This is a genomic window from Sphingopyxis sp. UBA6723 (assembly GCF_002454115.1).
In the GTDB taxonomy this organism is placed as follows: domain Bacteria; phylum Pseudomonadota; class Alphaproteobacteria; order Sphingomonadales; family Sphingomonadaceae; genus Sphingopyxis.
This window is the reverse complement of the sequence record NZ_DKIH01000007.1, coordinates 37769-59457: the sequence shown is the minus strand read 5'-3', so window position 1 is coordinate 59457 and position 21689 is coordinate 37769. Positions and strand designations below refer to the sequence as shown.

The following is a 21689-nucleotide window of genomic DNA, read 5'->3' as shown; positions in this document are numbered from 1 at the left end:
AGAGCGAGCGACGTTCGTCGTTTCGTTTTCCGATAAAACCTAAATCAAAAAGGTCTGTCCCATGGCTCGCTCCGTCCGTGCGTTATCCCTGTTGCTGCTCGCCGCCACCGCCACGCCCGCACTCGCGCAGGCCGATGCCCTACCCGCCGACGATACGGCGGGCGCCCCATCGTCGGGCGGCGACGATATCGTCGTCACCGCGCAGAAGATCGAGCAGCGCGCGATCGACGTGCCGATCACTATTTCGGCGACCAGCGGCGCGCAGCTGCGCAATCTGGGGGTCGGCGACCTCGACGAACTGTCCAACTATATCCCCGGGCTCAACATCCAGGAACAGAGCGCCAATAATCCGGGCATCGTCATCCGCGGCATCACGTCGGACAGCGGGTCGGCGCAGCAGGCGGCGCGGGTGACGCTCTATTATAACGGCACCGACATCTCGCGCTCGCGCGGGTCGTATCAGGCGATTTATGACGTCGATCGGATCGAGGTGATCAAGGGGCCGCAGGCGACGTTGTTCGGCACCGCGTCGGCGGTCGGCGCGATCAGCATCATATCGGCCCGGCCCAAGCCCGGCTTTTCGGGCGAAGTGAACGCCAGCTACGGCAATTATGATGCGACGACGCTGGGCGGTTTCGTCAATCTGGGGTCGGACAAGATTGCCGGGCGCGTGGCATTCGAATGGAAGAAACGCGATGGTTATGTGCGCAATCTGGCCGCTGGGCAGGAGGATCTGTACGCGCAGGACCAGCTGGGGGTCCGCGGCTCGCTGCGTGTGACGCCGACCGAAAATTTCACCGCTGACCTGATCCTGACCTATGACCGCCAGCGGCACAGCGGCACGCCGTTCATTTCGGGCACCTATCCGACCGCGTCCGGACCGGCGAACCCGTTCGGCGATGCGGCGCTCGGCGGCTCGCCGGTATCGCAGGCCGCGTTGGGTGCGGCCAAGCTCGGCCTGACCCGCGACGTTTATGACGCCAATCTGACCATGGCCTGGGAGGTTGCCGACGACTGGACGATCACGATGGTCAACAGCTATCGCGATTTCGACAGCCTGGAGATTTTTGACGCCGATGGCAGCGCCGCCTGGTATCTGGAATTCGCCGAGGACGCGACGGGGTGGCAATATAATCACGAGACCCGTTTTGCGTACAACAGCGACAGGTTTCGCGGGTCGTTCGGGTGGAACGGCTTTATTGAGGACGGGTCGCAGGTCGTTCCCTTTTCGAGCGAAGAGGGCATTTTCCTGCAATGCGCGGCGCGGTTGATCCCGAACCTGCCGTGCATTGCCCCCGACGGCAGCGTCGCGGCAGCAGCAGCGACGGGGATCCTGACCGGCGGCGCCGCCACTGCGATCCCGTACAGCTCGACCTTCGGCAATATCGGCAAGAACCAGAGCTATTCGGTGTTCGCCGACGCGACCTGGATCCCGACCGAGGCGCTGGAAGTGACCGCAGGGGTGCGCGCGCTGATCGAAAAGCGCCGCTCGGGCTTTTTCGCCGTGGTGCCGCGCCCGCGGCTCAACCCCGCCGCCGCCTCGCTGATCCCCGGACAGGTCGATACCGGCGGGCAGACATTCTATAGCGAGGATAGTTTCCAGGCCTTTCTGCCGCGCTTCAACATTCTGTATCGCTTTGCCGACGGGTTCAACGCCTTTGCCACCGTGTCAAAAGGGCGCCGTTCGCCGACCGTCAATCTGGGCGCGCGCAGCACTGCGACGGGACCGGTCGCCAACGTCAGCGCCATCGCCGAAGAGAATGTCTGGAATTACGAGGTCGGACTGAAAGCCGCGCGCGGCGGCTTTTCCGGCTCGCTCGGCGTCTATTACCAGACCTATGACAATTTCCAGGTATCGGTGATCCAGCCGAACGGGACCACGATCACCCAGAGCGCCGGCACCGCGAGCAATCTGGGCGTGGAGGCCGAGGCGAGCTTTGCGGTGACCGACTGGCTGCGGCTGTTCGGCAACGTCGCCTGGATCGACGGCGGCATCGACAACAAGGCGGCGAACGGCGTGTTCGCGGGCGATCGTTTCCGCCTGCAACCCGAATGGCAGGCGGCGGCAGGGTTTACGGTCAATGCCGATCTGGGCGGCGGGATGCGGTTGTTCGCGACCCCGACGGTGACCTATCGCAGCAAGATATTTTTCGAGGTGCCGAACAATCCGCTGATTGCCCAAGATGCGGTAACGTTGGTCAATGCCCGCGCCGGTGTGAGCTTTGCCGATGAGCGATTCGAGATTACTGGTTTCATCCGCAACGCGACCGACGAGGATTATCTGCTCGACGCAGGCAACACCGGCGGCGCCTTCGGCATCCCGACCTTCATCCCCGCCGAACCGCGGATGTACGGCGTGCAGGTGATCGGGCGCTTTTAAGCGCGGCAGCGCTGCGCTATCCTGATCCTGCCATGGCGGGGCGCGCCGTGGCGGGTCAGGGGGCGCGCGATGACATATTGGATGACCGCGGGGCTGAGCATGTTGCTGGCCGCAGCCAGCCCGGCGGCGCCCGTCGATGATCTGGCATGGCTGGCGGGGCAGTGGACGAGCGAGACGGGCGATCGCTGGACCGAGGAAAGCTGGACGCCGCCGCGCGGCGGGGTGATGCTGGGCCATAGCCGCGCCGGGCTCGGCGATGTTATGCGCGAGTTTGAGTTTTTACGGATCGCAGCGGGCGCCGACGGGACGCTCGCCTATATCGCGCAGCCGCATGGGGGGGCGTCCGTGGCGTTCCGGTTGGTGCGCCATGATACGACGAGCGCGACGTTCGAAAATGCTGCGCATGACTATCCGCAGCGTATCCATTATGTCCGCGACGGCGACACGCTGACCGCGACGATTTCGCGGATCGACGGGTCAAAGCCGATGCGCTGGACCTTTCGCAGGCGCTGAGCGTCACGGTCAACGACCGCGACCGGCTCTACTTTCCAAGATGGAAAATCATCACTTGCCGAAACGGAAAGTGTGACCTATGACTTTCCATATTGGAAAGCATGGAGGCAAGTGATGGACCCGATCGAAGCCCAGGCGGCACTTGACAGTATGAACGCGGCGCAGCGCGAGTTCGCGGCGAGCGGCCCGAAATATCCCCTGTGGCGGCATATCGCTTTTGCTTCGGTGATGGGTGCCATCGTGCTCAGCCAAGGGTTTGGACCGCCGCTTCAAATCGTGCTGTTCGTTTTTGCCATGGCGGCGGTGGCATGGCTCGTCGTCGATGACCGGCGACGTTACGGGGTTTTCGTCAGCGGATATCGCAAGGGACGCACGCTGCCGCTGACGTTGCTGATGGTGGCGCTGCTCCTTGGCGCGATGGGGGCTGAAATCCATGCGCGGGTCAACGATCTGTCGCTGGTGGTAAAACTGGCGATTGCGGGCGGCGCTTTCGTTGTTGCGCTGGCCGCCAGTCTCGTTTGGACGCGCATCTATGACCGCGAATTGCAGAACGGGGCGGCGTGAGGATGGATGGCATCGACATGCTGCTCCACGCGCCGGCGCGGCTTCAGATTACCGCGCTGCTCGCCAAGGTGACCGAGATGGAATTCGCGAAGCTGCGCGAGCTGTTGAAGGTCAGTGACTCGGTGCTGTCAAAGCATCTCGCGGCGTTGTCCGACGCCGGCTATGTCGCGCTGCGCAAGGCGGCCGAGGGGGGGCGGCAGCGCACCTGGGCGTCGCTGACGCGGGCCGGGACACGCGCGCTCGATCGCCATGTTGCGGCGCTGCGCGCGATTGTCGCTCATCTGCCCGCTGCGGCCGAATAGGGGAAACCGCGCGTGTCCAAGACGGGACGGTTGTTCGCGATCATCGACGGTCTGCGCCGCCGCCGCCGACCGGTGACGGCCGAGGTGCTGGCTGACGAACAAGGCGTGTCGGTGCGCACGTTGTATCGCGACATTCAGGCGCTGATCGCGCTCGGCGCGCCGATCGAGGGCGAGGCGGGGGTCGGTTATGTGCTGCGCCCGGGATTTTTCCTGCCGCCGCTGATGTTCACCGCCGACGAGCTGGAGGCGCTGGTGCTCGGCGCGCGCTGGGTCGAGGGGCGGCAGGACGGCAGCCTGTCGCGCGCCGCGGGGCTGGCGCTGGCCAAGATTGCCGCGGCGAGCCCTGATGAGCTCAAGCAGCGGATCGACGAGGCGGGGCTATGGCCGGTGAACAGCCAGTGGCGCGAGACCGATGCGCCGCTGCTGGCAACAGTGCGCGCGGCGATGCGCGCGGAAAAGACGCTGCATATCGGCTATGCCGACCAGAGCGGCGCGGTGACCGAGCGCGCGATCTGGCCCGCGGCGCTCGCTTATTATGAGGAGAAGCAGATCATCGCCGCCTGGTGCCTGCTGCGCCGGGATTTCCGCAGTTTCCGCATCGACCGGGTGACGTCGGCGCGGATCGGCGAGGAAGGTTTTGGGCGGCGGCGCGCGGTGCTGATGGCCGACTGGTGGCGGCAAAGCGGCCACGCCGCCCCCTCCTGACAGGATCTGTCAGGGGCGCGGGCTATTCGCTTCGGGGTGAGAGGCGCTGACCGCGGCGCCGCCAAGCGAAGGATAGAACATGCTCAAGACCCATCATGGTTCGTGTCACTGCGGCGCGGTCAAATTTGAAGCCGACATCGACCTGAAAGCCGGGACGGGCAAGTGCAACTGCTCGATCTGTACCAAGAAGCGCGGCTGGAATGCGCAGGTCAAACCCGATGCTTTTCGCCTGCTGACCGACCCCGCGGCGCTGTCCGACTATCAGTTCGGATCGAACAGCGCGCACCATGTCTTTTGCAAGACCTGCGGTGTGGCGCCGTTCGGTCATGGCACTGTCGAGGAGATCGGCGGTGCCTATTATTCGGTCGCGATTGCGTGTCTGGACGATCTGACGCCCGCCGAAAAGGCGGCGTTGCCGGTGCAATATATGGACGGCGCGGGCAACAACTGGTGGAACGCGCCGGAGGTGACGGGGCATATGTGAGCGGGGAATGGGTTTCAGGGTAACTCCTCCCTGTCGCGAAGCGATGGGGAGGGGGACCGCTCGCGAAGCGAGGGGTGGAGGGGCAGCGACGGTAGTGTCATCGCCCCTCCGACAGCGCTTCGCGCTGCCATCTCCCCATGGCTTCGCCACAGGGAGGATCAACGACCACAACTGCCGGAAACCCGCCCTCAACCCGTCCGGCGCGCCAGATACACGCCCGCGACCATCAGCGTGATGCCCGCGAGGCGCTTGGCGTCGACCGGAAAGCGCATCGACCCGAACAGCGCGAAATGGTCGATCACCGCGGCGCTGATCAGCTGGCCGACGAGGACGAAGAAGATCGCGTTGCCGACCCCGAATTTGGGCGCGATGAAGGTCACAGAAATGACGTAGAAAGCGACGAATAGCCCGCCGAAGTAGAAGTGAAACGGGATGTCGGACGAAAAGCGGATCTGGCCGACCGACCCGGTCGCGATCGCGCCGGTGGTGGCGATCAGGAAGGCGAGGCCGAACAGGATCATCGACGCCGCCATCGGGCTGCCGAGACGCCCGCCGAGGCCGCCGTTGAGCGCGGCAAGGATCGGGATGCCGATCCCGGTCAGCAGCATGATGATCGCGAACGTCGGGGCGTTGCTGCTGGTCATTGCGGCGGCGCTTTCGCGGCCTGCGCGGCGCGAAATTCAGTGACGGGCAGGCCGCCGATGCCCCAATTGTCGAGGTCAACCTCGTCGATCGTCACCACCGTGGTCGCGGGGTTTTTGCCGAGGATTCGTTGGAGCAATTCGGTGACGCCGCCGATCAGTTCGGCCTTTTGCGCGGGCGTCGCGCCTTCACGGGTAATCTTGATGTTCACAGTGGGCATCGGTCGGCTCCTCAGCTGGCGATATGCGCGGGCCAGCCCGGCATCGCGGGAAAGCCGGGCAGTGCGGCGATCCGATCGGTCCATTCGCCGATTGCCGGCCAGTCGGCAAGGTCGATGTCGGCCTCGCCCGCGAGCGCCAGATAGGGGCTGGCGGCAAGATCGGCGATGGTCAGCCGGTCACCGACGAGCCAGCGATGGTCGGACAGATGCGATTCGATCACCGGCAGGAAGCGCGCGGTCGCCGCTTGCGCCTGCGCCTCGGCGATGACCGCGCCGAACTGGCGCGCGAGCCGGAGCGCGGCGGGGCCGTTGGCGATTTCGTTGGCGGCGTGCGACAGCCACAGCGCAATCTCGCTGCGTTCCTGGGGCGTGCGGCCGTCCCAGTCGCCGGGGCGGTGGCGCGCCGCGAGATAGGTCAGGATCGCCTGGCTATCGCGCAGCGTGCGGTCGGTTTCGACATAGACGGGGATCTGGCGCATCGGGGTGATCGCGGCAAAGGCGTCGGATTGGCGCGCGGCGGCGTCGGTCAGCCGCTCGTCCCACGGCAGGTCGAGGAAGGCGAGTGCCATGCGGACCTTGTGGGTATTGCCCGACCGCGGGGTCCCATAAAGCTGGATCATCGTCATTCTCCGGAAAGCTGGGCGCGAAGCGCGACGTTTTCGGCGCGCAATTGATTGAGTTCGGCGGCCATCGGCTGGATCGCGGCGGAAATTTCGGCCTCGGTAAAGCGCGGGGTGATGTGCTGCGAACAATTCCATTCCCAGCCGATGACGTCGATCAGGAAGGCGCGTTCGGGGACGGCGCGATAGCCGGTGGGCATCAGCGAGGTGACGAGGGCGGGATCGTCGGCCAACTCGACGCTGTGCGCGTGGCCAACGAGTTTCAGCCGGTCCTTGTTCGGATAATCCATCAGGAACAGCGAGACGCGGTCGTTGCCGGCCAAGTTCGCGGCGCTGATATATTGTTTGTTGCCGCGATAGTCGGCGAAGCCGATGCGGTTGCCGTCGATATGGCGCAGGAAGCCCGCGGGGCCACCGCGGTGCTGCATATAGGGCCAGCCGTCGCCGTTGACGCTGGCCATATAAAAGCTGTCGCGCAGCGCGATGTAATCCAGCTCCTTGGCGGTTAGCGCGTCGGGGGTGCCGTCGGCGCCCGCGTCCATCTTCAGATAGGCGGCGCGCGAGCCGTGGCGTTCCTGCAGGGCTTTGACCGCGTCGTTGAACAGGGTGTGACGGTAGTTGCGCGCCATGATGCCGATCCTTCGCAAAGGGAGCGAACGAAGGCCGAGAGGGGGACATACCTTCGTTCGCGGGACCTCATTTAGATCGTTGCGCTCAATGTGATAACGAGCGAAGATTGAAGTAGTATGTTCCGATAAGTGGAATAATCGATGGACCGGTTGCTGACTCTAGAGATGTTCGTCGCGGTGGCGAGTGAGGGCGGGTTCGCTGCGGCGGCGCGCAAGCTGAACAGCTCGCCGCCCGCGGTGACGCGCGGGATCGCGGCGCTCGAGGGGCGTCTGGGGACGCTGTTGTTCCATCGTTCGACGCGCGCGGTGGCGCTGACCGACGAAGGCGCTGCGTTTCTGGAGCAGGCGCGGCGTATTCTCGATGACCTTGCCGGGGCCGAGCGGGAGCTGCGCGGGGCTGCCGCCGAGCCGCGCGGCCAGCTCTATGTCACCGCGCCGGTGATGTTCGGGCGATTGCATGTGCTGCCCGTCGTCGGCGCGCTGATGGCTGAGCATCGCGAGCTGATGGTGCGGATGATGCTGATCGACCGCAATGTGCGAATTGTCGAGGAGGGCATCGACGTCGCGGTGCGGATCGGGCCGCTTGCCGATTCGGCGCTGAAGGCGGTGCGGATCGGCTGGGTACGTCAGATGCTGGTGGCCAGCCCCGCCTATCTGGCGCGGCGCGGCGCGCCGCAGGTCATGGCCGACCTGGCGCAGCACGACCTGATCGGGATGATGGGGCCGCGCGCGGCGGGGGAATGGCAGCTGGCGAGCGGCAAGTGGCGGCTCGACCCGCGACCGCGGCTGGTGCTCAATACCGTCGACGGCGCATTGGCGGCGGCCGAGGCGGGGTTGGGCATCGCCAATCTGCTGAGTTACCAGCTGGCCGACGCGTTCGCCGCCGGGCGGTTGATCGCGCTATTGACCAACGAACGGCCGCCCGCATTGCCGGTTCATCTGCTGTTCGAACCGGCGCGCGCGCGATTGCCTGCCGTGCGTCTGTTTGTCGAGGCGATGACCGCGCGGGGGCGGGCGGCGGGGCTGGGGTAGGCGCGCTTGGCTACTGGCGGCGAACGACGGTCCAGCCATCGCCGAGCGTTTGGCTTGCCCCCGGAGGGTTTTGGCGGCATCGTGCTGGTCATGCTCCCGCATCGTCCAGCCGCTTTGTTGCCGCGCACGTGAACCGCACGCCGCGCCTGATCGGTTATGCGCTGATGGTGATAGCCGCAGCGCTGGCGCTGGCAGAGCGGCGCGGGGTGATCGACAGCCTTGGGCCGTTTCCGGTTGCCGTGGCCGCGTTGCTGGTCGGGATGATCGGGGTGATGCTGGTATTCACCGATCTGATGGTGCGCGGGCTGTACGCGCAGATCGGCGCGGCGAAACATGATGAGCGAGAGGAGGGCTAGCCCCTTTTCATTCGACAGTATCGGCGGTTACCATTATGACCGTGCGATGACCGATCGTCCGTCAACGCCGCTGCTCGACACGGTGGATGTCCCCGCCGACCTCCGCAAGCTGAAGCCCGAAGACCTCCGCCAGTTCGCCGACGAGCTGCGCGCCGAGATGATTTCCGCCGTCGGGACGACCGGCGGGCATCTGGGATCGGGGTTGGGGGTCGTCGAGCTGACCACCGCGCTCCATTATGTGTTCGACACGCCGCGCGACAAGATCGTGTGGGACGTCGGGCATCAATGCTATCCGCACAAGATCATCACCGGGCGCCGCGATCGCATTCGTACCTTGCGCACCGGCGGCGGCCTGTCGGGGTTCACCAAGCGCAGCGAGAGCGAATATGACCCGTTCGGGGCGGCGCACAGCTCGACCTCGATCAGCGCCGCCTTGGGCTTTGCGATCGCCAACAAGCTGAAGGACCAGCCGGGCCGCGCGATCGCGGTGATCGGCGACGGTTCGATGTCGGCGGGCATGGCCTATGAGGCGATGAACAACGCCCAGCAGGCGGGCAACCGGCTGATCGTCATCCTCAACGACAATGACATGTCGATCGCGCCGCCGGTCGGCGGGCTGTCGGCGTATCTCGCCAAGCTGGTGTCGTCGCGGCCGTTCCTGGAGCTGCGCGAAATCGCCCGGCGCTTTGCGCGCAAATTGCCCGAACCGCTGCACAAGGCGGCGAAAAAGACCGACGAATATGCGCGCGGCATGGCGATGGGCGGGACATTGTTCGAAGAGCTGGGCTTTTATTATGTCGGGCCGATCGACGGGCACAATCTGGACCATCTGATCCCGATCCTGGAAAATGTCCGCGACAGCGATCATGGCCCGGTGCTGATCCATGCCGTCACGGTGAAGGGCAAGGGCTATGGCCCCGCCGAGGCCGCCGCCGACAAATATCATGGCGTCCAGAAATTCGACGTCATCACCGGCGTACAGGCGAAGGCGCCGCCGGGTCCGCCCGCGTACCAGAATGTCTTCGGCGAAACGCTGGCGAAGCTGGCCGACAGCGATCCGCGCATCGTCGCGATCACCGCGGCGATGCCGTCGGGGACCGGGGTGGACAAATTCGCCAATGCGCATCCGACGCGCAGCTTTGACGTCGGCATCGCCGAACAACATGCGGTCACGTTCGCGGCGGGGCTGGCGGCGCAGGGGATGCGGCCGTTCTGCGCGATTTACTCGACCTTCCTCCAGCGCGCTTACGATCAGGTCGTCCATGATGTGGCGATCCAGAACCTGCCGGTGCGTTTCGCGATCGACCGCGCCGGGCTGGTCGGCGCCGACGGATCGACCCATGCTGGCTCGTTCGACGTCACCTATCTGGCGACGCTGCCCAATATGGTGGTGATGGCGGCGGCCGATGAGGCCGAGCTGGTCCATATGACCTACACCGCCGCGGAATATGATGATGGCCCGATCGCCTTCCGTTATCCGCGCGGCAATGGCACCGGCGTCGCGTTGCCCGAGGTTCCGGTGAAGCTGGAGATCGGCAAGGGTCGCGTCGTGCGCAGCGGCAAGACGGTGGCGATCTTCTCGCTCGGCACGCGATTGGCCGAGGCGTTGAAAGCCGCTGACACGCTGGAAGCACGCGGGCTGTCGACGAGCGTCATCGATTTGCGTTTCGCCAAGCCGCTCGACGAAGAACTGATCCGCAAGACGCTGGCGAGCCACGAAGTGTGCGTGACGGTCGAGGAAGGCAGCGTCGGCGGGCTCGGCGCGCATGTGCTGACGCTGGCGAGCGACGAGGGGCTGATCGACGCGGGGCTGAAACTGCGCACGCTGCGCCTGCCCGATGTGTTCCAGGATCAGGACAAGCCCGAACTGCAATATGATGCCGCGGGGCTGAACGCGCCGCAGATCGTCGATTGCGTCCTGAAAGCGCTGCGCCACAACAGCGCGGGGGTCGAGGAAGCGGGCGCGCGGGCTTAGTCTGGATCGCTGGCAGCGGGGGCAGGCGCCAATGGATTTCCTGAAACTCATCCAGTCGCTCGACGAGCTGCTCTATGAGATCATGTCGTGGCTGATCTTTTATCCGGTCACTCTATGGCGCGCGCTGACACAGCCGCTGAAGATGATGGATTATGCCGACACCGAACTCGGCGATCCGGCGGCGCGGCAATATAGCGATACGCTGTCGCCGCCCTTGTTCCTGCTGCTGACCATCGCGCTGACGCATGCCGCCGAACTGTCGCTGGTCGGACAGGATCAGCTGGTCACCAGCAAAACCGGGCTGAGCGCCTTTGTCAGCGACGATAGCAGCCTGATCCTCGTTCGCGTCGCGTTTTTCAGCATCTTTCCGCTGATCATGGCGGCGCGGATGGTACGCGCGCGGCATGTGAAGCTCGACCGCGGACCGCTGAAGCCGCCCTTTTACAGCCAATGTTATGTCACCGCGCCCTTCGCGATGATGGTCAGCGCCGCGTCGATCCTGATGCGGATGGGGCAGATCGAGTGGGAGCTGGCCGGTTTCGCGCTGCTCGTCTTTGCGCTGCTGTGGTTCGGCACGTTGCAGATCTTGTGGTTCGCGCACCATTTGCGCACCGGCTATTGGCGCGCCGCGGGCCATGCGTCGCGCGCGATGGCCGAGGCGCTGGTGTTGTTTACGGTCGTGTCGCAGATTTTTCGTTAGCCGCCATGAAAAAGGCCCGGACATGCCGGGCCTTTCCAGTCGGTGATGTTCGCCGGGTTCAGCCCGTCGGAATCGCCGCCTGCGCGTCGCGGCCGTCGCCTTCGGGGGCGGCCAGGATGTCGCGAACGACCAGGCCCTTGTCGACGACCTGGGTGTCGGGGCTGCCGACCTGGCTGCGGATGCCGGGGTCGGCGCGGGCGCCGTCGGCGCTGCTGATCACCGCGGCTTCATTGGGGCTGCGGGCCGAGGGGCCGCCGAACAGCGCGCGCAGCGTCTGTTCCGCGGTCGATTCGCCGCCAGGGCGCGCAGTGCCGGGGGCCGGCGGGGCGAGCGAGAAATCGGGCGGCACGACGAGCGGTGCCTGACGCGACACCGCAAATTCATCGGGCCGGTCGCGGCTGAACAGATTGTTCGACCCGCAGGCCGACAGGGTTGTGGCCAGAATCGAGGCGGCCAGGATGGCGGTGGTCCGGTTCACTGTAATAACTCCTATGCGCCCCGTTTACGTCGCGGACGACTTGGCGTCCGTGTCGGAGGCCTTTTCGCCGAAGAGCAGCGCGCGCGCAACCAGCAAAAGCACCCCCAGCGTGATGCACGCATCGGCGACGTTAAAGATCATGAAGGGGCGGAAATCGCCGAAATGCAGATCGGCGAAATCGACGACATAGCCGTAGCGCACCCGATCGACGATATTGCCGAGCGCGCCGCCCAGGATCATCGCGAGCGCAATCACGTCGCCCTTTGCCTGTTCGCGCGTCATCCAGATGCCGACCGCGCCCGCGACCAGCGCGGTGACCGCGACCAGCGTCCAGCGCGTCGTGTCGGTGCAATTGGCGAACATCGACAGCGAAATGCCGCAGTTTTCGGCCCAGGTCAGGTTGAAGATATCGACGATCTCGATCACCCGCTTTGCTTCGAGCGACAGCGGGGTGATGATCACCCATTTGGTCACCTGATCGAGCAGGAAGGCGAAAGCGGCGATCAACAGGCCGAAACGCAGGTGCGGCGAACGAGAGCTTGTCATGCGGGGTTCAATACTGTTTCGCAGCGATTGCACAAGTTGCCGTCCTCGGTAACTTCGGGGAGGTGGCGCCAGCAGCGGCCGCATTTGTGGTCGGTGGTGGGGGTTACCGACGACCCGATAGCTGTACCGACCATCGGCTGCACGTTATTCAGAACCTGAACCGACGCTACGATGAACAATTCAGCGAGATCTTCTGGTGAGAATAAGGCCAGCGTTTCAGCGTGTTTCTCGAGCATGGCTTCGATCATCAATTCCGCTTCTAGGCTCGATCTGATCTGCTTCGCCGTCCGTGATTCCTCAAGGCTTGCAAAAGCTAGCCGTCGAATCATTCGAAGTTCAGTCCAGCGTTCAACCAACTCGTCATTCCCGCGCACGCGGGAACCCAGGGTGGGGTCAGCTGACGCAGGCTCTGGGTCCCCGCTTTCGCGGGGATGACGAAGGTTGGGGAGCGTCGGAAGGTTGGGCCATTCGAGGAGGTGGACCGAACCTGCTTCGGGATAGCGCGTCCCCCACACCTCTTCGCTCGTGAACACCAGCACTGGCGCGGCGTAGCGCACCAGCGCGTGGAACAGCGTGTCGAGCACGGTGCGGTACGCGCGGCGTTTGTCGGTGCCGAGCGGGGCGGCGGGGCCGATGTCGCAGTAGAGGCTGTCCTTGCGGATATCGAAATAGAAGGCCGACAGGTCTTCGTTGCAGAAATCGGCGAGCAGGCGCGTGTAGCTGTTGAAGTCGAAATCATCGACCGCGTGCGCCAGCTTGGCGTCGAGGTCGGCGAGCAGCGAGAGCATATAGCGCTCGAGCTCGGGCATCGCCGCGACGTCGTCGATCTTCTCCGCGTCGGTGAAGCCTTCCAGCGCGCCGAGCAGATAGCGGAAGGTGTTGCGCAGCTTGCGATACTGGTCGGCGACGCCGGTGAGAATTTCCTTGCCGATGCGGTGGTCTTCGGTGAAGTCGACCGACAGCGCCCACAGGCGCAGGATGTCGGCGCCATAGTCACGCATCAGGTCGATCGGGCTGATCGTGTTGCCGAGCGACTTCGACATTTTGAAGCCCTTGGAATCCATCGTGAAGCCGTGGGTCAGCACCGCCTTGTACGGCGCCTGTCCGCGCGTGCCGCAGCTTTCGAGCAAGGACGACTGGAACCAGCCGCGATGCTGGTCGCTGCCTTCCAGATAGAGATCGGCGCTGTGGGTGCCGCCGTCGTGGCGGACGAGCGCCGGCCACCTACCGCTCTCGAGCACGAAGGCGTGGGTGCAGCCCGAATCGAACCAGACGTCGAGGATGTCGACGATGCGTTCGTAATCGGCGGCATCATATTGATCGCCCAGATATTCCTGCGCGCGCGCGTCGCTCCATGCGTCGACGCCGCCGGCCTTCACCGCCGCGACGATGCGGTCGTTGACTACGGGATCGTTGAGGTACTGGCCGGTCTTGCGGTCGACGAAGAGCGTGATCGGCACGCCCCAGGCGCGCTGGCGCGACAGCACCCAGTCAGGGCGGTCCTTGACCATCGACCCGATGCGGTTGCGGCCCTTTTCGGGGACGAAGCGGGTGCGGTCGATCGCGTGCATCGCGGCCTGCCGCAGCGTTGGCGCGGCGCAGAGATCCTCCTCGGCGGGGTTGATCGCGCCGCCTTCGGATTCCCAGCGCTGCTCGCGCGGCGCCTTCGGCTCGATATGTGTCATCACCTTGTCCATCGGCACGAACCATTGCGGGGTGCAGCGATAGATGACCTTCGCCTTCGAGCGCCAGCTGTGCGGATAGCTGTGCTTGTAGTCGGCCGAGGCCGCGAGCAGCCCGCCGCTTTCGCGGAGATCGGTGCAGATCGGGCCGTCGGGGGCGTTGAACTTGGGGTTGATCACCGAGCCCTGACCGGCGAGCCAGCCCCAGTCCGCGCGATATTTGCCGTCGCCCTCGACCGCGAACACGGGGTCGAGCCCGTTCGCCTTGCACAGGTCGAAATCGTCCTCGCCATGGTCGGGCGCCATATGGACGAGGCCGGTGCCGCTGTCGGTGGTGACGAAATCGCCCGCGAGGAAGGGGCGCGGGCGCGCGAAGAAGCCGCCGAGCGCGTGCATCGGGTGGCGGGCGATGGTGCCGGCGAGGTCTGAGCCTTTGATTTCCTTGATGCCAAACAAGGCAAGCAAATCTGGCGTGTCGCTGGCGATATCCGACCAATCAGCCTGATCGGCGATCCGTTTAAGGCGGCCCACGAACGATTCAAAAAGCGGAGCGGCAACCAAGAGTTTAGCACCGATGGGGATACCCAGTTCGCCCATCCGTCCGTCAGCGATCGAACTTTCTTCGGCGCCGCCATTGGGTTCCGCGAAAAGCGTGAACAGAATGTAGTCCACGTCTGGACCATAGGCGATCGCCTGATTGACCGGGATCGTCCACGGCGTGGTCGTCCAGATGACAGCGTAAGCGCCCTTCAACTCTTCGATCGGCGAGTCCGTGATCTCGAACGCCACATCGATCTGCGTCGAGACGATATCCTCATATTCGATCTCGGCCTCGGCGAGCGCGGTCTTTTCGACCGGCGACCACATCACCGGCTTGGCGCCGCGATAGAGCATGTCGTTGGCGGCGAATTTGAGCAGTTCGCGGACGATGGTGGCTTCGGCCTCATAATCCATCGTGAGGTACGGATGGTCCCAGTCGCCGCCGATGCCGAGGCGCTTCAGCTGTTCGCGCTGGGTGTCGACCCAATGCTGCGCATAGGCGCGGCATTCGGCGCGGAATTCCTCGACCGGAACCTCGTCCTTGTTGAGCTTCTTCTTGCGATACTGCTCCTCGACCTTCCACTCGATCGGCAGGCCGTGGCAGTCCCAGCCGGGGACGTAAGGCGCATCCTTGCCCTTCAGCGTCTGGGTACGGACGACCATGTCCTTCAGGATATGGTTGAGCGCGTGGCCGATGTGCATGTCGCCATTGGCGTAGGGCGGGCCGTCGTGAAGGATGAACTGGTCGCGGCCGGCGCGCGCGGCGCGGATCTGCCCCTCGAGATTGCCCTCGATCCATTTGGCCAGAATCAGCGGCTCCTTCTGCGGCAGGCCGGCCTTCATCGGAAAGTCGGTCTTGGGCAGGAAGACGGTGTCGCGGTAATCGCGCTGTTCGGCGGGTGCGGGCGTGTCAGTCATGGTGCGCGGCGCTTAGCGCAGTTTCGCGTGGGCGCAAAGCTTATGGGTCCACGCAGTAATGGGTTCACGCGGAGGCGCGGAGACGCGGAGGAAAAGAGAGAGGAGATTCGCGCAGAGATTGCAGCGAGCGCAGAGGAAGGGAGACAAAGACGGCAAAGCCGCCGATCATTCTTCTCCGCGCCTCCGCGTCTCCGCGTGAACCCGTATCCTCTGCGCTGTCCGCGCGAATTATTTTAGATGGCGGCGAGCAGCGCCTTTGCCGCATCGCAATCCCTGGCGATCTGCGCCATCAGCGCGTCCATGCTGTCGTACTTCGCCTCGGGCCGGATGAAGGCGTGGAAGGCGACGTCGATCTCCTGCCCGTACAGATCCTCGGCGAGGTCGAAGAAATGCGGTTCGAGCAATTCCTTTGGGGGCACGAAGCTCGGGCGGATGCCCAGGTTGGCGGCGCCTTTCAGCTCGCGACCGTCGCGCAGCTTTCCGGTGACCGCATAGATGCCGTACCGCGGGCGCAGGTAAGTGCCCATGTCGATATTGGCGGTCGGAAAGCCCAGCAAACGCCCGTTCTTGTCGCCATGCTCGACGCGCCCGCGCACGGTGAAGGGGCGGGTGAGCAGGCGCGCGGCGGTGGCGCAGTCGCCTGCCTGCAACGCCTCGCGGATGCGGCTCGACGAGATCACCGCATCGTCCTCGACCGGGGCGACCATTTCGGTGAAGAAGCCAAGGCGGCGGGCGTGGTCGGCCAGCGTCACGACATCGCCGCCGCGGCCCTTGCCGAACACAAAGTCGCTGCCGGTGACGACCCCGGCGGCGCCGTAGCGATCGAGGAGCATTTCGGTGATGAAATCCTCCGCCGTCGTCCCCGCGAGCGCGGCGTCGAAGGGCAGGACGAGCATTGCGTCGGCACCCGCGGCGGCGAACAGTTCCTGCCGCTGGTCGAGCGTCGTGAGGCGGAAGGCTGGGACGTCGGGCTTGAAAAAGCGCACCGGATGCGGGTCGAAAGTCGCGACGATCGCGGGGCGGCGTTCGTCGCGCGCATGGCGCACCGCGCGACCGACGACTGCCTGATGCCCGGCGTGGAAGCCGTCGAAATTGCCGAGCGCGATGACTCCGCCGCGCAAGGGCGCTTCGATGCGGGCGTGGCCGTCGAGGCGGATCATGGCGCGGGCGGCGTCAGCCGAACCAGTCCCGCCCTGAGCACGCGGACTGCATTGCCGCCCATCGCGGCGCGGATTTCGTCGTCGCTGAAGCCCGCGTCGATCAGCGCCTGCGTCACCTGCGCCAGTTTCGACGTATCGAAGCGCACCGTGGTGGCGCCGTCATAATCGCTGCCAAGCGCGACATGCTGGATGCCGACAAGGTCGCGGACATGCTTCATCGCCTTCGCGATGCTCGCGGGCGAGGTGTCGCAGATCGCGGCGTCCCAATAGCCGATGCCGACAAGGCCGCCGGTCGCCGCGACGCCGCGGATTTGCGCGTCGGACAGGTTGCGGTTGACCTTGCACGTCGCCTGTACGCCGCCATGGCTGGAGACGACAGGGCGGCGCGCCATTTTCAGGATGTCGGCGACGCAGGCGTTCGAGCAATGCGCCATGTCGACGATCATGCCCTTCGCTTCCATCGCGGTGACGACCTGTCGTCCGAACTGCGTTAGCCCGCCCTTTTTCAGGCCGTGCATCGATCCGGCGAGATCATTGTCGAAGAAATGGGTGAGCCCCGCCATGCGGAAGCCCGCGGCGTAGAGTTTGTCGAGGTTCGCGAGTTGGCCTTCGAGCGGATGCAGGCCTTCGATGCTGAGCAGCGCGCCGGTGGTTAGCGGCTTGCCCTTGCGCTCTGTAAGCAGCGCGTCGAGATCGGCGGCAGTCGCGACCGCGCGCAGCTTGCCGTCCGACGCAGCGACGGCGCGGTGCAGCTTTTCGGCGTGCCACAGCGAGCGTTCGAGCAGCGAATTCCACGTCCGCACCGGCTGGAGCTGCGCGATCACCAAACTGGTGATATTGTCGGTGTCGCCGCTGTTGGCGTCGTAATTCTGTCCCTTGGGCGACTTGGTCGTGCTCGCGAGGATTTGCAGCGCGACATTGCCGTCCTCGAGCCGCGGCAGGTCCATATGGCCGCGTGTCGCGCGGTCGAGGATGTCGCGTTTCCAGAGCAAGGTGTCGCTGTGCAGGTCGACGATGGTCAGCGTTTTGTGGAGCGCCTTGGCGCGTTCGCTGACCGCTGGAAGCGGCTTGCCATCGATCTGGTTGGTGCCGCGCTCGATGATGCCGGGAGCCAGCGCGAAGAAGGCGAGCGCGGCGAGGGCGATGACGAGAAGAAGGGCGATCAGCCAGCGGCGCATGGGGCTAAATCCTTGTCAGCGTGACGAAGCTGTAGGCGGGGCGTCCGGCGTCGTCGGCGGGATGATCTTCGCGCGCAACTTCGCGCCACCCCGTGTCGGGATAGGCGATCACTGCGTCGCCTTTCGGCTCAAGGGCGACTTCGGTCAGCTCGATGCGGTCGGCGAGGGGCAGGAACAGCGCGTAGATTTCGGCACCGCCAATCACCATCACATGCGGGGCATTCGCCAGTTTCAGCGCTTCCTCGATGCTTGCGACGGGTTCGGCGCCTTCGTCCTGCCAGACGGGGTCGCGGGTGAGGACGATGTGGCGGCGGCCTTCGAGCACCGCGGGCAGGCTGTCGAAGGTCTTGCGCCCCATGATCATCGGGCGCCCCATCGTCAGCTGTTTGAAACGGCGGAGATCCGCGGGCAGGTGCCAGGGCATCTTGCCATTTGCGCCGATGACGCCATTGGCGGCGCGCGCGAGGATCAGGGTGATTTCGGGATGGTTCATGCGGGGGCGGTTCCGACCCAGGTCGCGTGGCCGAGCTTGCGGCCGGCGCGCACTTCGGTCTTGCCATAATGATGGACGTGGCACGCGCCGTCGGCGAGGAGCGCAGGCACCGTGGCGATATCGGCGCCGATCAGGTTGCGCATCGTGACGGGGAGCGCGGTGGTCGCGGTGCTGCCGAGCGGCAGCCCGGCGACGGCGCGGATGTGGTTTTCGAACTGGCTGGTCACCGCCCCCTCGATCGTCCAGTGGCCGCTGTTGTGGACGCGCGGTGCCATCTCGTTGAAAATCGGGCCATCGTCGGTGGCGAAAAATTCGCCGGTGAGGACGCCGACATAGTCGAGATCGTCGGCGATGCGCGCCATCAGCGCGCGGGCTTCGTCCTGCTGGTCGCGGATGATCGGTGGCGGCGGCAGCGTCGAGGTGGCGAGGATGCCGTCCTTGTGGACATTGACGCTGCTGTCCCAGAAGCGCGTCTCGCCGTCGATGCCGCGCACCAGAATGACCGAAAATTCGTGCGCGAAGGTGACGAAGCCTTCGAGGATCGCCGCATGACGGTCGATCGCGTCCCATGCACTGTCGGCGTCGGCGGCGGCGATGAGTCGCGCCTGCCCCTTTCCATCATAACCCATGCGCAGCGTTTTCAGGATCGCGGGGGCGCCGATTTCGACAAGCGCGGAGTCGAGCGCGGCGCGGTCGGGAACGGCCGCGAAGGGCGCGGGGCGGCCGCCGTGTCCCGCAACAAACCGCTTTTCGACCAGCCGGTCCTGCGCGATCTCCAGCGCCTGTGCACCCGGGCGCACCGCGACATGCCCCGACAGGAAGCGCACCGTGTCGACCGGGACATTTTCGAACTCGATCGTCACCGCGTCGCACGCCGCGGCAAACGCGGCGAGGCGCGGTTCGTCGTCCCACGCCGCCTGGACATGATGCGCCGCGACCTGCGCCGCTACACTCTCCCGCTCGGGGGCGTAGCTGTGGACCTTGAAACCGAGCTGCGCCGCGGCGACGCCAAGCATGCGGCCGAGCTGGCCGCCGCCGAGAATGCCGATCGTCGAACCCGGTGCCAGCAAAGCGATCAGCCCTCGCGTACCGGGTGCGGGGCGACGCTATTGGTCTGTTCGGTGCGCCACGCGTCGAGTTTTTGCGCCAGATCGGTGTCGTGGTTTGCCAGCAGCGCGGCGGCGAACAGGCCCGCGTTGGTCGCGCCCGCTTTGCCGATTGCAAAGGTCGCCACCGGAATGCCGCCGGGCATCTGGACGATCGAATAGAGGCTGTCGACGCCGCTGAGCGCGGCCGACTGCACCGGCACGCCGAGTACCGGCACGCGCGTCATCGATGCGACCATGCCGGGCAGATGCGCGGCGCCGCCCGCCCCGGCGATGATCGCTTGCAGCCCGCGCTCGGCCGCACTTTTGGCATAAGCGACCAAGCGGTCTGGGGTGCGGTGCGCCGACACGATCTGTACTTCGTGGGGAATACTGAATTGTTCGAGGATCTGGACCGCATGGGCCATCGTCGGCCAGTCCGACTGGCTGCCCATGATAACACCGACCTGCGGCGCGCTGTCGCCCATCACCCAACCCTCCACAAAGCGGCCGCGGTTCACCGGGTGAATCGCCGCCGCACCCTCCCCTAGCGACTGCACCGCGCGCGGGCAACGTCGCCCGTGGTCCGATCGGGACGCAACAAGATTTCGTTCGGGGCCGCCGTCCGCGGCAGCGATCGGCACAAAGCTGATCTACCCCGTTTTGGCACTCCCAACGGGTAATTGAGGTTCACTACCTTGGCGTTTACCGATTGGTATCAAGTCGCGGCTAGGGTCGCCCCGCAATATCCGTCGGCACCGGGCCGATGATAAGGGTTCGCTTGCGGGGACGTTGAATGGATAGCGTAGGGGGGGCACGGATCGCAGTCGACCAGTTCGGCTCCGTCGCCGTTGACTCCATCGAAGACCAGCTGCGGGACATCCGCCGGGAACGCGACGCGCTGCGCCGCGAGAACCGCGTCTTGAAGATCGCGGTTGCCGAGCTCGAACGCGTATCCGAACGCGACACGCTGACCCCGCTGTTCAACCGCCGCTATTTCCTGACCGCCATCCACCACCGGATGGCGCGGTTCGAGCGTCATGCCGAACGGGCGGCGGTCGTATTCGTCGACGTCAACCAGCTGAAATTGATCAACGACAGTTTTGGCCATGCCGCGGGCGACTTCGCCTTGATGGAAATCGCCAAGCGGCTTGCCGAATCGATCCGCGCGACTGACGTGGCGGCGCGCATCGGCGGCGACGAGTTCGGGCTGATCCTCGATCAGTCGAGCGAAGAAGGCGCGCGCGCCCAGATCGCGCGGCTCGGCGATGTGCTGACGGCGGCACCAGCGGACTATGACGGACACCAGATCGCGCTGTCGGCCTGTTTCGGGATTGCGATGCTCCAGTCGGGCATGACCGAATCGGACATTTTGGCCGCCGCGGATCGTGATATGTACCGTAACAAACAGGGGCAGGGCTCAGCCCCCGGGCACCGCTGATATCGGCGCTAATCGCCTGTTAACCAAAAGAGCGCATCGTCTCCACAGGACAGGGGGTGAGTGATGCGTACCCAAGCCGACCCATATCATGACATTCAGGACCGGATCACCGGCCAGATCGGCGCGCTGGCCGAAGCGCTGCCGCATTGTGCGCTGACGCAAATCGTCCAGAGCATCGACGACATCCGCTGTCTGGCGCGCGACAATGGTTTTGCCGCGGTCGAGACGCTGGCGAGCCGGCTCGAATCGGCGGTCGCGGGTGGTGGCTATCGCGCTGCGATCCTGACCTATCTCGATGCGATGAGCGACGCTGCGAGCGTACCGCGCGGGCCGCTGCCCGCCGCCACCCACGAAGCGTGGCTGGCATCGGTTGCGATGCGGCTTGGTCATTGACGGGTCTCGGCTGACAATTCAGACGGGTTTCCATGGATGCAATCATGCTTGCACTGGTCGCGGTGCTGCTCGCCAATGCCGACGGGCGCAGCGGGATATTGCTGTCGCGGCTGCTGAGCGCGCGGCCGGATCGGCGGGTCGTCGTCGGCATCGCCTTTGGCGCCTTCCTCCTCAATGCGATCATCGCCGCAACCGCAGGGGCGGTCGCCAACCGGATGATCGGGCAGGGCGTCGCGGCGCTGCTCGTGGCGCTGGCGATGCTGTCGGCGGCCGGGGCATTGTTGTGGCGCGGGCGGCCCTCGCTCTTCGATGACAAGATATTGACCGCGACGCCGACGATGCTCGCGGGACGGATGCTGATCGCGCAGTTCGGCGACCGCAGCCATTTCCTGATCGGCGCGCTCGCCGCGACCAGCGGGGCGGGACAATGGGCCGCCGCGGGCGCGCTAGTCGGCTGGACACTGGCGCTACTGCCGTTTCTGGCATTCGGAGCGGAACTTGCCGAACGGCGCGCGGCGCATGTGCTGCGCTGGGCCAGCGCAGCGATTTTGACGATGTGGGGCATCGTCACCGCCTTGGGGGCGTTCGGATTGATCGCATAGATCTTTCGAATTTGCGCATCATCATCGCTTTTGTCGATGACAGCGACCGAC

The 21689-nt window shown here is 65.3% G+C and carries 25 protein-coding genes; 13 read left to right on the top strand and 12 right to left on the bottom strand.

Going from position 1 to position 21689, the window contains the following annotated elements:
- The first annotated feature begins 61 nt into the window (after positions 1-61).
- From B4F07_RS05595 to B4F07_RS05570, 6 genes are all read left to right on the top strand, one after another.
- Complete coding sequence (locus B4F07_RS05595) at positions 62-2380, top strand: TonB-dependent receptor (protein WP_293704595.1); 2319 nt, start codon at positions 62-64, stop codon at positions 2378-2380.
- A 69-nt stretch (positions 2381-2449) separates the two neighbouring features.
- The gene (locus tag B4F07_RS05590) at positions 2450-2893 is read left to right on the top strand and encodes a DUF6265 family protein (RefSeq protein ID WP_293697540.1); all 444 of its coding nucleotides are present in this window, start codon (positions 2450-2452) and stop codon (positions 2891-2893) included.
- Positions 2894-3007: 114 nt separating this feature from the next.
- Positions 3008-3457, top strand: coding sequence for a hypothetical protein (locus B4F07_RS05585; protein ID WP_293704594.1), 450 nt, complete (start codon positions 3008-3010; stop codon positions 3455-3457).
- A gap of 2 nt (positions 3458-3459) precedes the next feature.
- Entirely contained in the window at positions 3460-3759 is a 300-nt protein-coding gene (locus tag B4F07_RS05580; RefSeq protein ID WP_293697542.1) for a transcriptional regulator, read from the top strand.
- A gap of 12 nt (positions 3760-3771) precedes the next feature.
- Entirely contained in the window at positions 3772-4464 is a 693-nt protein-coding gene (locus tag B4F07_RS05575) for a helix-turn-helix transcriptional regulator (RefSeq protein WP_293697544.1), read from the top strand.
- Between the two features lie 79 nt (positions 4465-4543).
- Positions 4544-4948, top strand: coding sequence for a GFA family protein (locus B4F07_RS05570; RefSeq protein ID WP_293697546.1), 405 nt, complete (start codon positions 4544-4546; stop codon positions 4946-4948).
- Between the two features lie 188 nt (positions 4949-5136).
- On the opposite strand, the gene B4F07_RS05565 is transcribed toward B4F07_RS05570, so the two are convergent.
- The 4 genes from B4F07_RS05565 to B4F07_RS05550 are packed head-to-tail and all read right to left on the bottom strand — an operon-like array spanning position 5137 to position 7059.
- Positions 5137-5592, bottom strand: coding sequence for a DMT family transporter (locus B4F07_RS05565; RefSeq protein WP_293700435.1), 456 nt, complete (start codon positions 5590-5592; stop codon positions 5137-5139).
- The gene (locus B4F07_RS05560; protein ID WP_293700433.1) at positions 5589-5810 is read right to left on the bottom strand and encodes a tautomerase family protein; all 222 of its coding nucleotides are present in this window, start codon (positions 5808-5810) and stop codon (positions 5589-5591) included. The genes B4F07_RS05565 and B4F07_RS05560 overlap by 4 nt, the downstream gene beginning before the upstream one ends.
- Before the next feature lie 11 nt (positions 5811-5821).
- The gene (locus B4F07_RS05555) at positions 5822-6430 is read right to left on the bottom strand and encodes a glutathione S-transferase family protein (protein WP_293700431.1); all 609 of its coding nucleotides are present in this window, start codon (positions 6428-6430) and stop codon (positions 5822-5824) included.
- Between the two features lie 2 nt (positions 6431-6432).
- Positions 6433-7059, bottom strand: a complete 627-nt coding sequence (locus B4F07_RS05550) for a pyridoxamine 5'-phosphate oxidase family protein (protein ID WP_293700429.1) — start codon at positions 7057-7059, stop codon at positions 6433-6435.
- Positions 7060-7200: 141 nt separating this feature from the next.
- On the opposite strand from B4F07_RS05550, the gene B4F07_RS05545 reads away from it, so the two are divergent.
- From B4F07_RS05545 to B4F07_RS05530, 4 genes are all read left to right on the top strand, one after another.
- Positions 7201-8091, top strand: a complete 891-nt coding sequence (locus B4F07_RS05545) for a LysR family transcriptional regulator (RefSeq protein WP_293700428.1) — start codon at positions 7201-7203, stop codon at positions 8089-8091.
- Between the two features lie 128 nt (positions 8092-8219).
- Positions 8220-8447, top strand: coding sequence for a hypothetical protein (locus B4F07_RS05540; RefSeq protein WP_293700427.1), 228 nt, complete (start codon positions 8220-8222; stop codon positions 8445-8447).
- Between the two features lie 46 nt (positions 8448-8493).
- Positions 8494-10422 (top strand): 1-deoxy-D-xylulose-5-phosphate synthase, encoded by a 1929-nt coding sequence (gene dxs, locus B4F07_RS05535; protein WP_293700425.1) that lies wholly within the window; start codon positions 8494-8496, stop codon positions 10420-10422.
- A 31-nt stretch (positions 10423-10453) separates the two neighbouring features.
- Positions 10454-11122, top strand: a complete 669-nt coding sequence (locus B4F07_RS05530; RefSeq protein WP_293700424.1) for a hypothetical protein — start codon at positions 10454-10456, stop codon at positions 11120-11122.
- 58 nt (positions 11123-11180) lie between these two features.
- Here the strand turns inward: B4F07_RS05530 and B4F07_RS05525 are convergent, their stop codons facing one another.
- The 8 genes from B4F07_RS05525 to purE all read right to left on the bottom strand — a co-directional run bounded on the left by B4F07_RS05525 (position 11181) and on the right by purE (position 19690).
- Positions 11181-11600, bottom strand: a complete 420-nt coding sequence (locus B4F07_RS05525; protein WP_293700423.1) for a DUF3035 domain-containing protein — start codon at positions 11598-11600, stop codon at positions 11181-11183.
- 24 nt (positions 11601-11624) lie between these two features.
- On the bottom strand, positions 11625-12146 hold the full coding sequence (gene lspA, locus B4F07_RS05520; protein WP_293700421.1) for a signal peptidase II: 522 nt from the start codon (positions 12144-12146) through the stop codon (positions 11625-11627).
- Positions 12143-15286 (bottom strand): isoleucine--tRNA ligase, encoded by a 3144-nt coding sequence (locus tag B4F07_RS05515; protein ID WP_293700419.1) that lies wholly within the window; start codon positions 15284-15286, stop codon positions 12143-12145. Before B4F07_RS05515 ends, lspA begins: the two co-directional genes overlap by 4 nt.
- 233 nt (positions 15287-15519) lie before the next feature.
- Positions 15520-16446 carry a bifunctional riboflavin kinase/FAD synthetase gene (locus B4F07_RS05510; protein WP_293700417.1) on the bottom strand — a complete coding sequence of 309 codons (927 nt, stop codon included), beginning with the start codon at positions 16444-16446 and terminating at the stop codon, positions 15520-15522.
- Entirely contained in the window at positions 16443-17624 is a 1182-nt protein-coding gene (locus B4F07_RS05505) for a dipeptidase (protein WP_293700415.1), read from the bottom strand. The genes B4F07_RS05510 and B4F07_RS05505 overlap by 4 nt, the downstream gene beginning before the upstream one ends.
- A gap of 4 nt (positions 17625-17628) precedes the next feature.
- A complete protein-coding gene (locus B4F07_RS05500) occupies positions 17629-18117 on the bottom strand; it encodes a dihydrofolate reductase (protein WP_293700413.1) in 489 nt (162 codons plus the stop codon).
- Complete coding sequence (locus tag B4F07_RS05495; RefSeq protein ID WP_293700944.1) at positions 18114-19193, bottom strand: 5-(carboxyamino)imidazole ribonucleotide synthase; 1080 nt, start codon at positions 19191-19193, stop codon at positions 18114-18116. Before B4F07_RS05495 ends, B4F07_RS05500 begins: the two co-directional genes overlap by 4 nt.
- The gene (purE, locus tag B4F07_RS05490; protein WP_293700943.1) at positions 19193-19690 is read right to left on the bottom strand and encodes a 5-(carboxyamino)imidazole ribonucleotide mutase; all 498 of its coding nucleotides are present in this window, start codon (positions 19688-19690) and stop codon (positions 19193-19195) included. Before purE ends, B4F07_RS05495 begins: the two co-directional genes overlap by 1 nt.
- 308 nt (positions 19691-19998) lie before the next feature.
- Between purE and B4F07_RS05485 the strand changes: the two genes are divergently transcribed.
- From B4F07_RS05485 to B4F07_RS05475, 3 genes are all read left to right on the top strand, one after another.
- Positions 19999-20643: a GGDEF domain-containing protein gene (locus B4F07_RS05485; protein WP_293700412.1), complete on the top strand. Its 645-nt coding sequence runs from the start codon at positions 19999-20001 to the stop codon at positions 20641-20643.
- 63 nt (positions 20644-20706) lie between these two features.
- Positions 20707-21036 carry a hypothetical protein gene (locus tag B4F07_RS05480; protein WP_293700410.1) on the top strand — a complete coding sequence of 110 codons (330 nt, stop codon included), beginning with the start codon at positions 20707-20709 and terminating at the stop codon, positions 21034-21036.
- Between the two features lie 44 nt (positions 21037-21080).
- Positions 21081-21638, top strand: a complete 558-nt coding sequence (locus tag B4F07_RS05475) for a hypothetical protein (protein ID WP_293704592.1) — start codon at positions 21081-21083, stop codon at positions 21636-21638.
- The last annotated feature ends 51 nt before the right edge of the window (positions 21639-21689 follow it).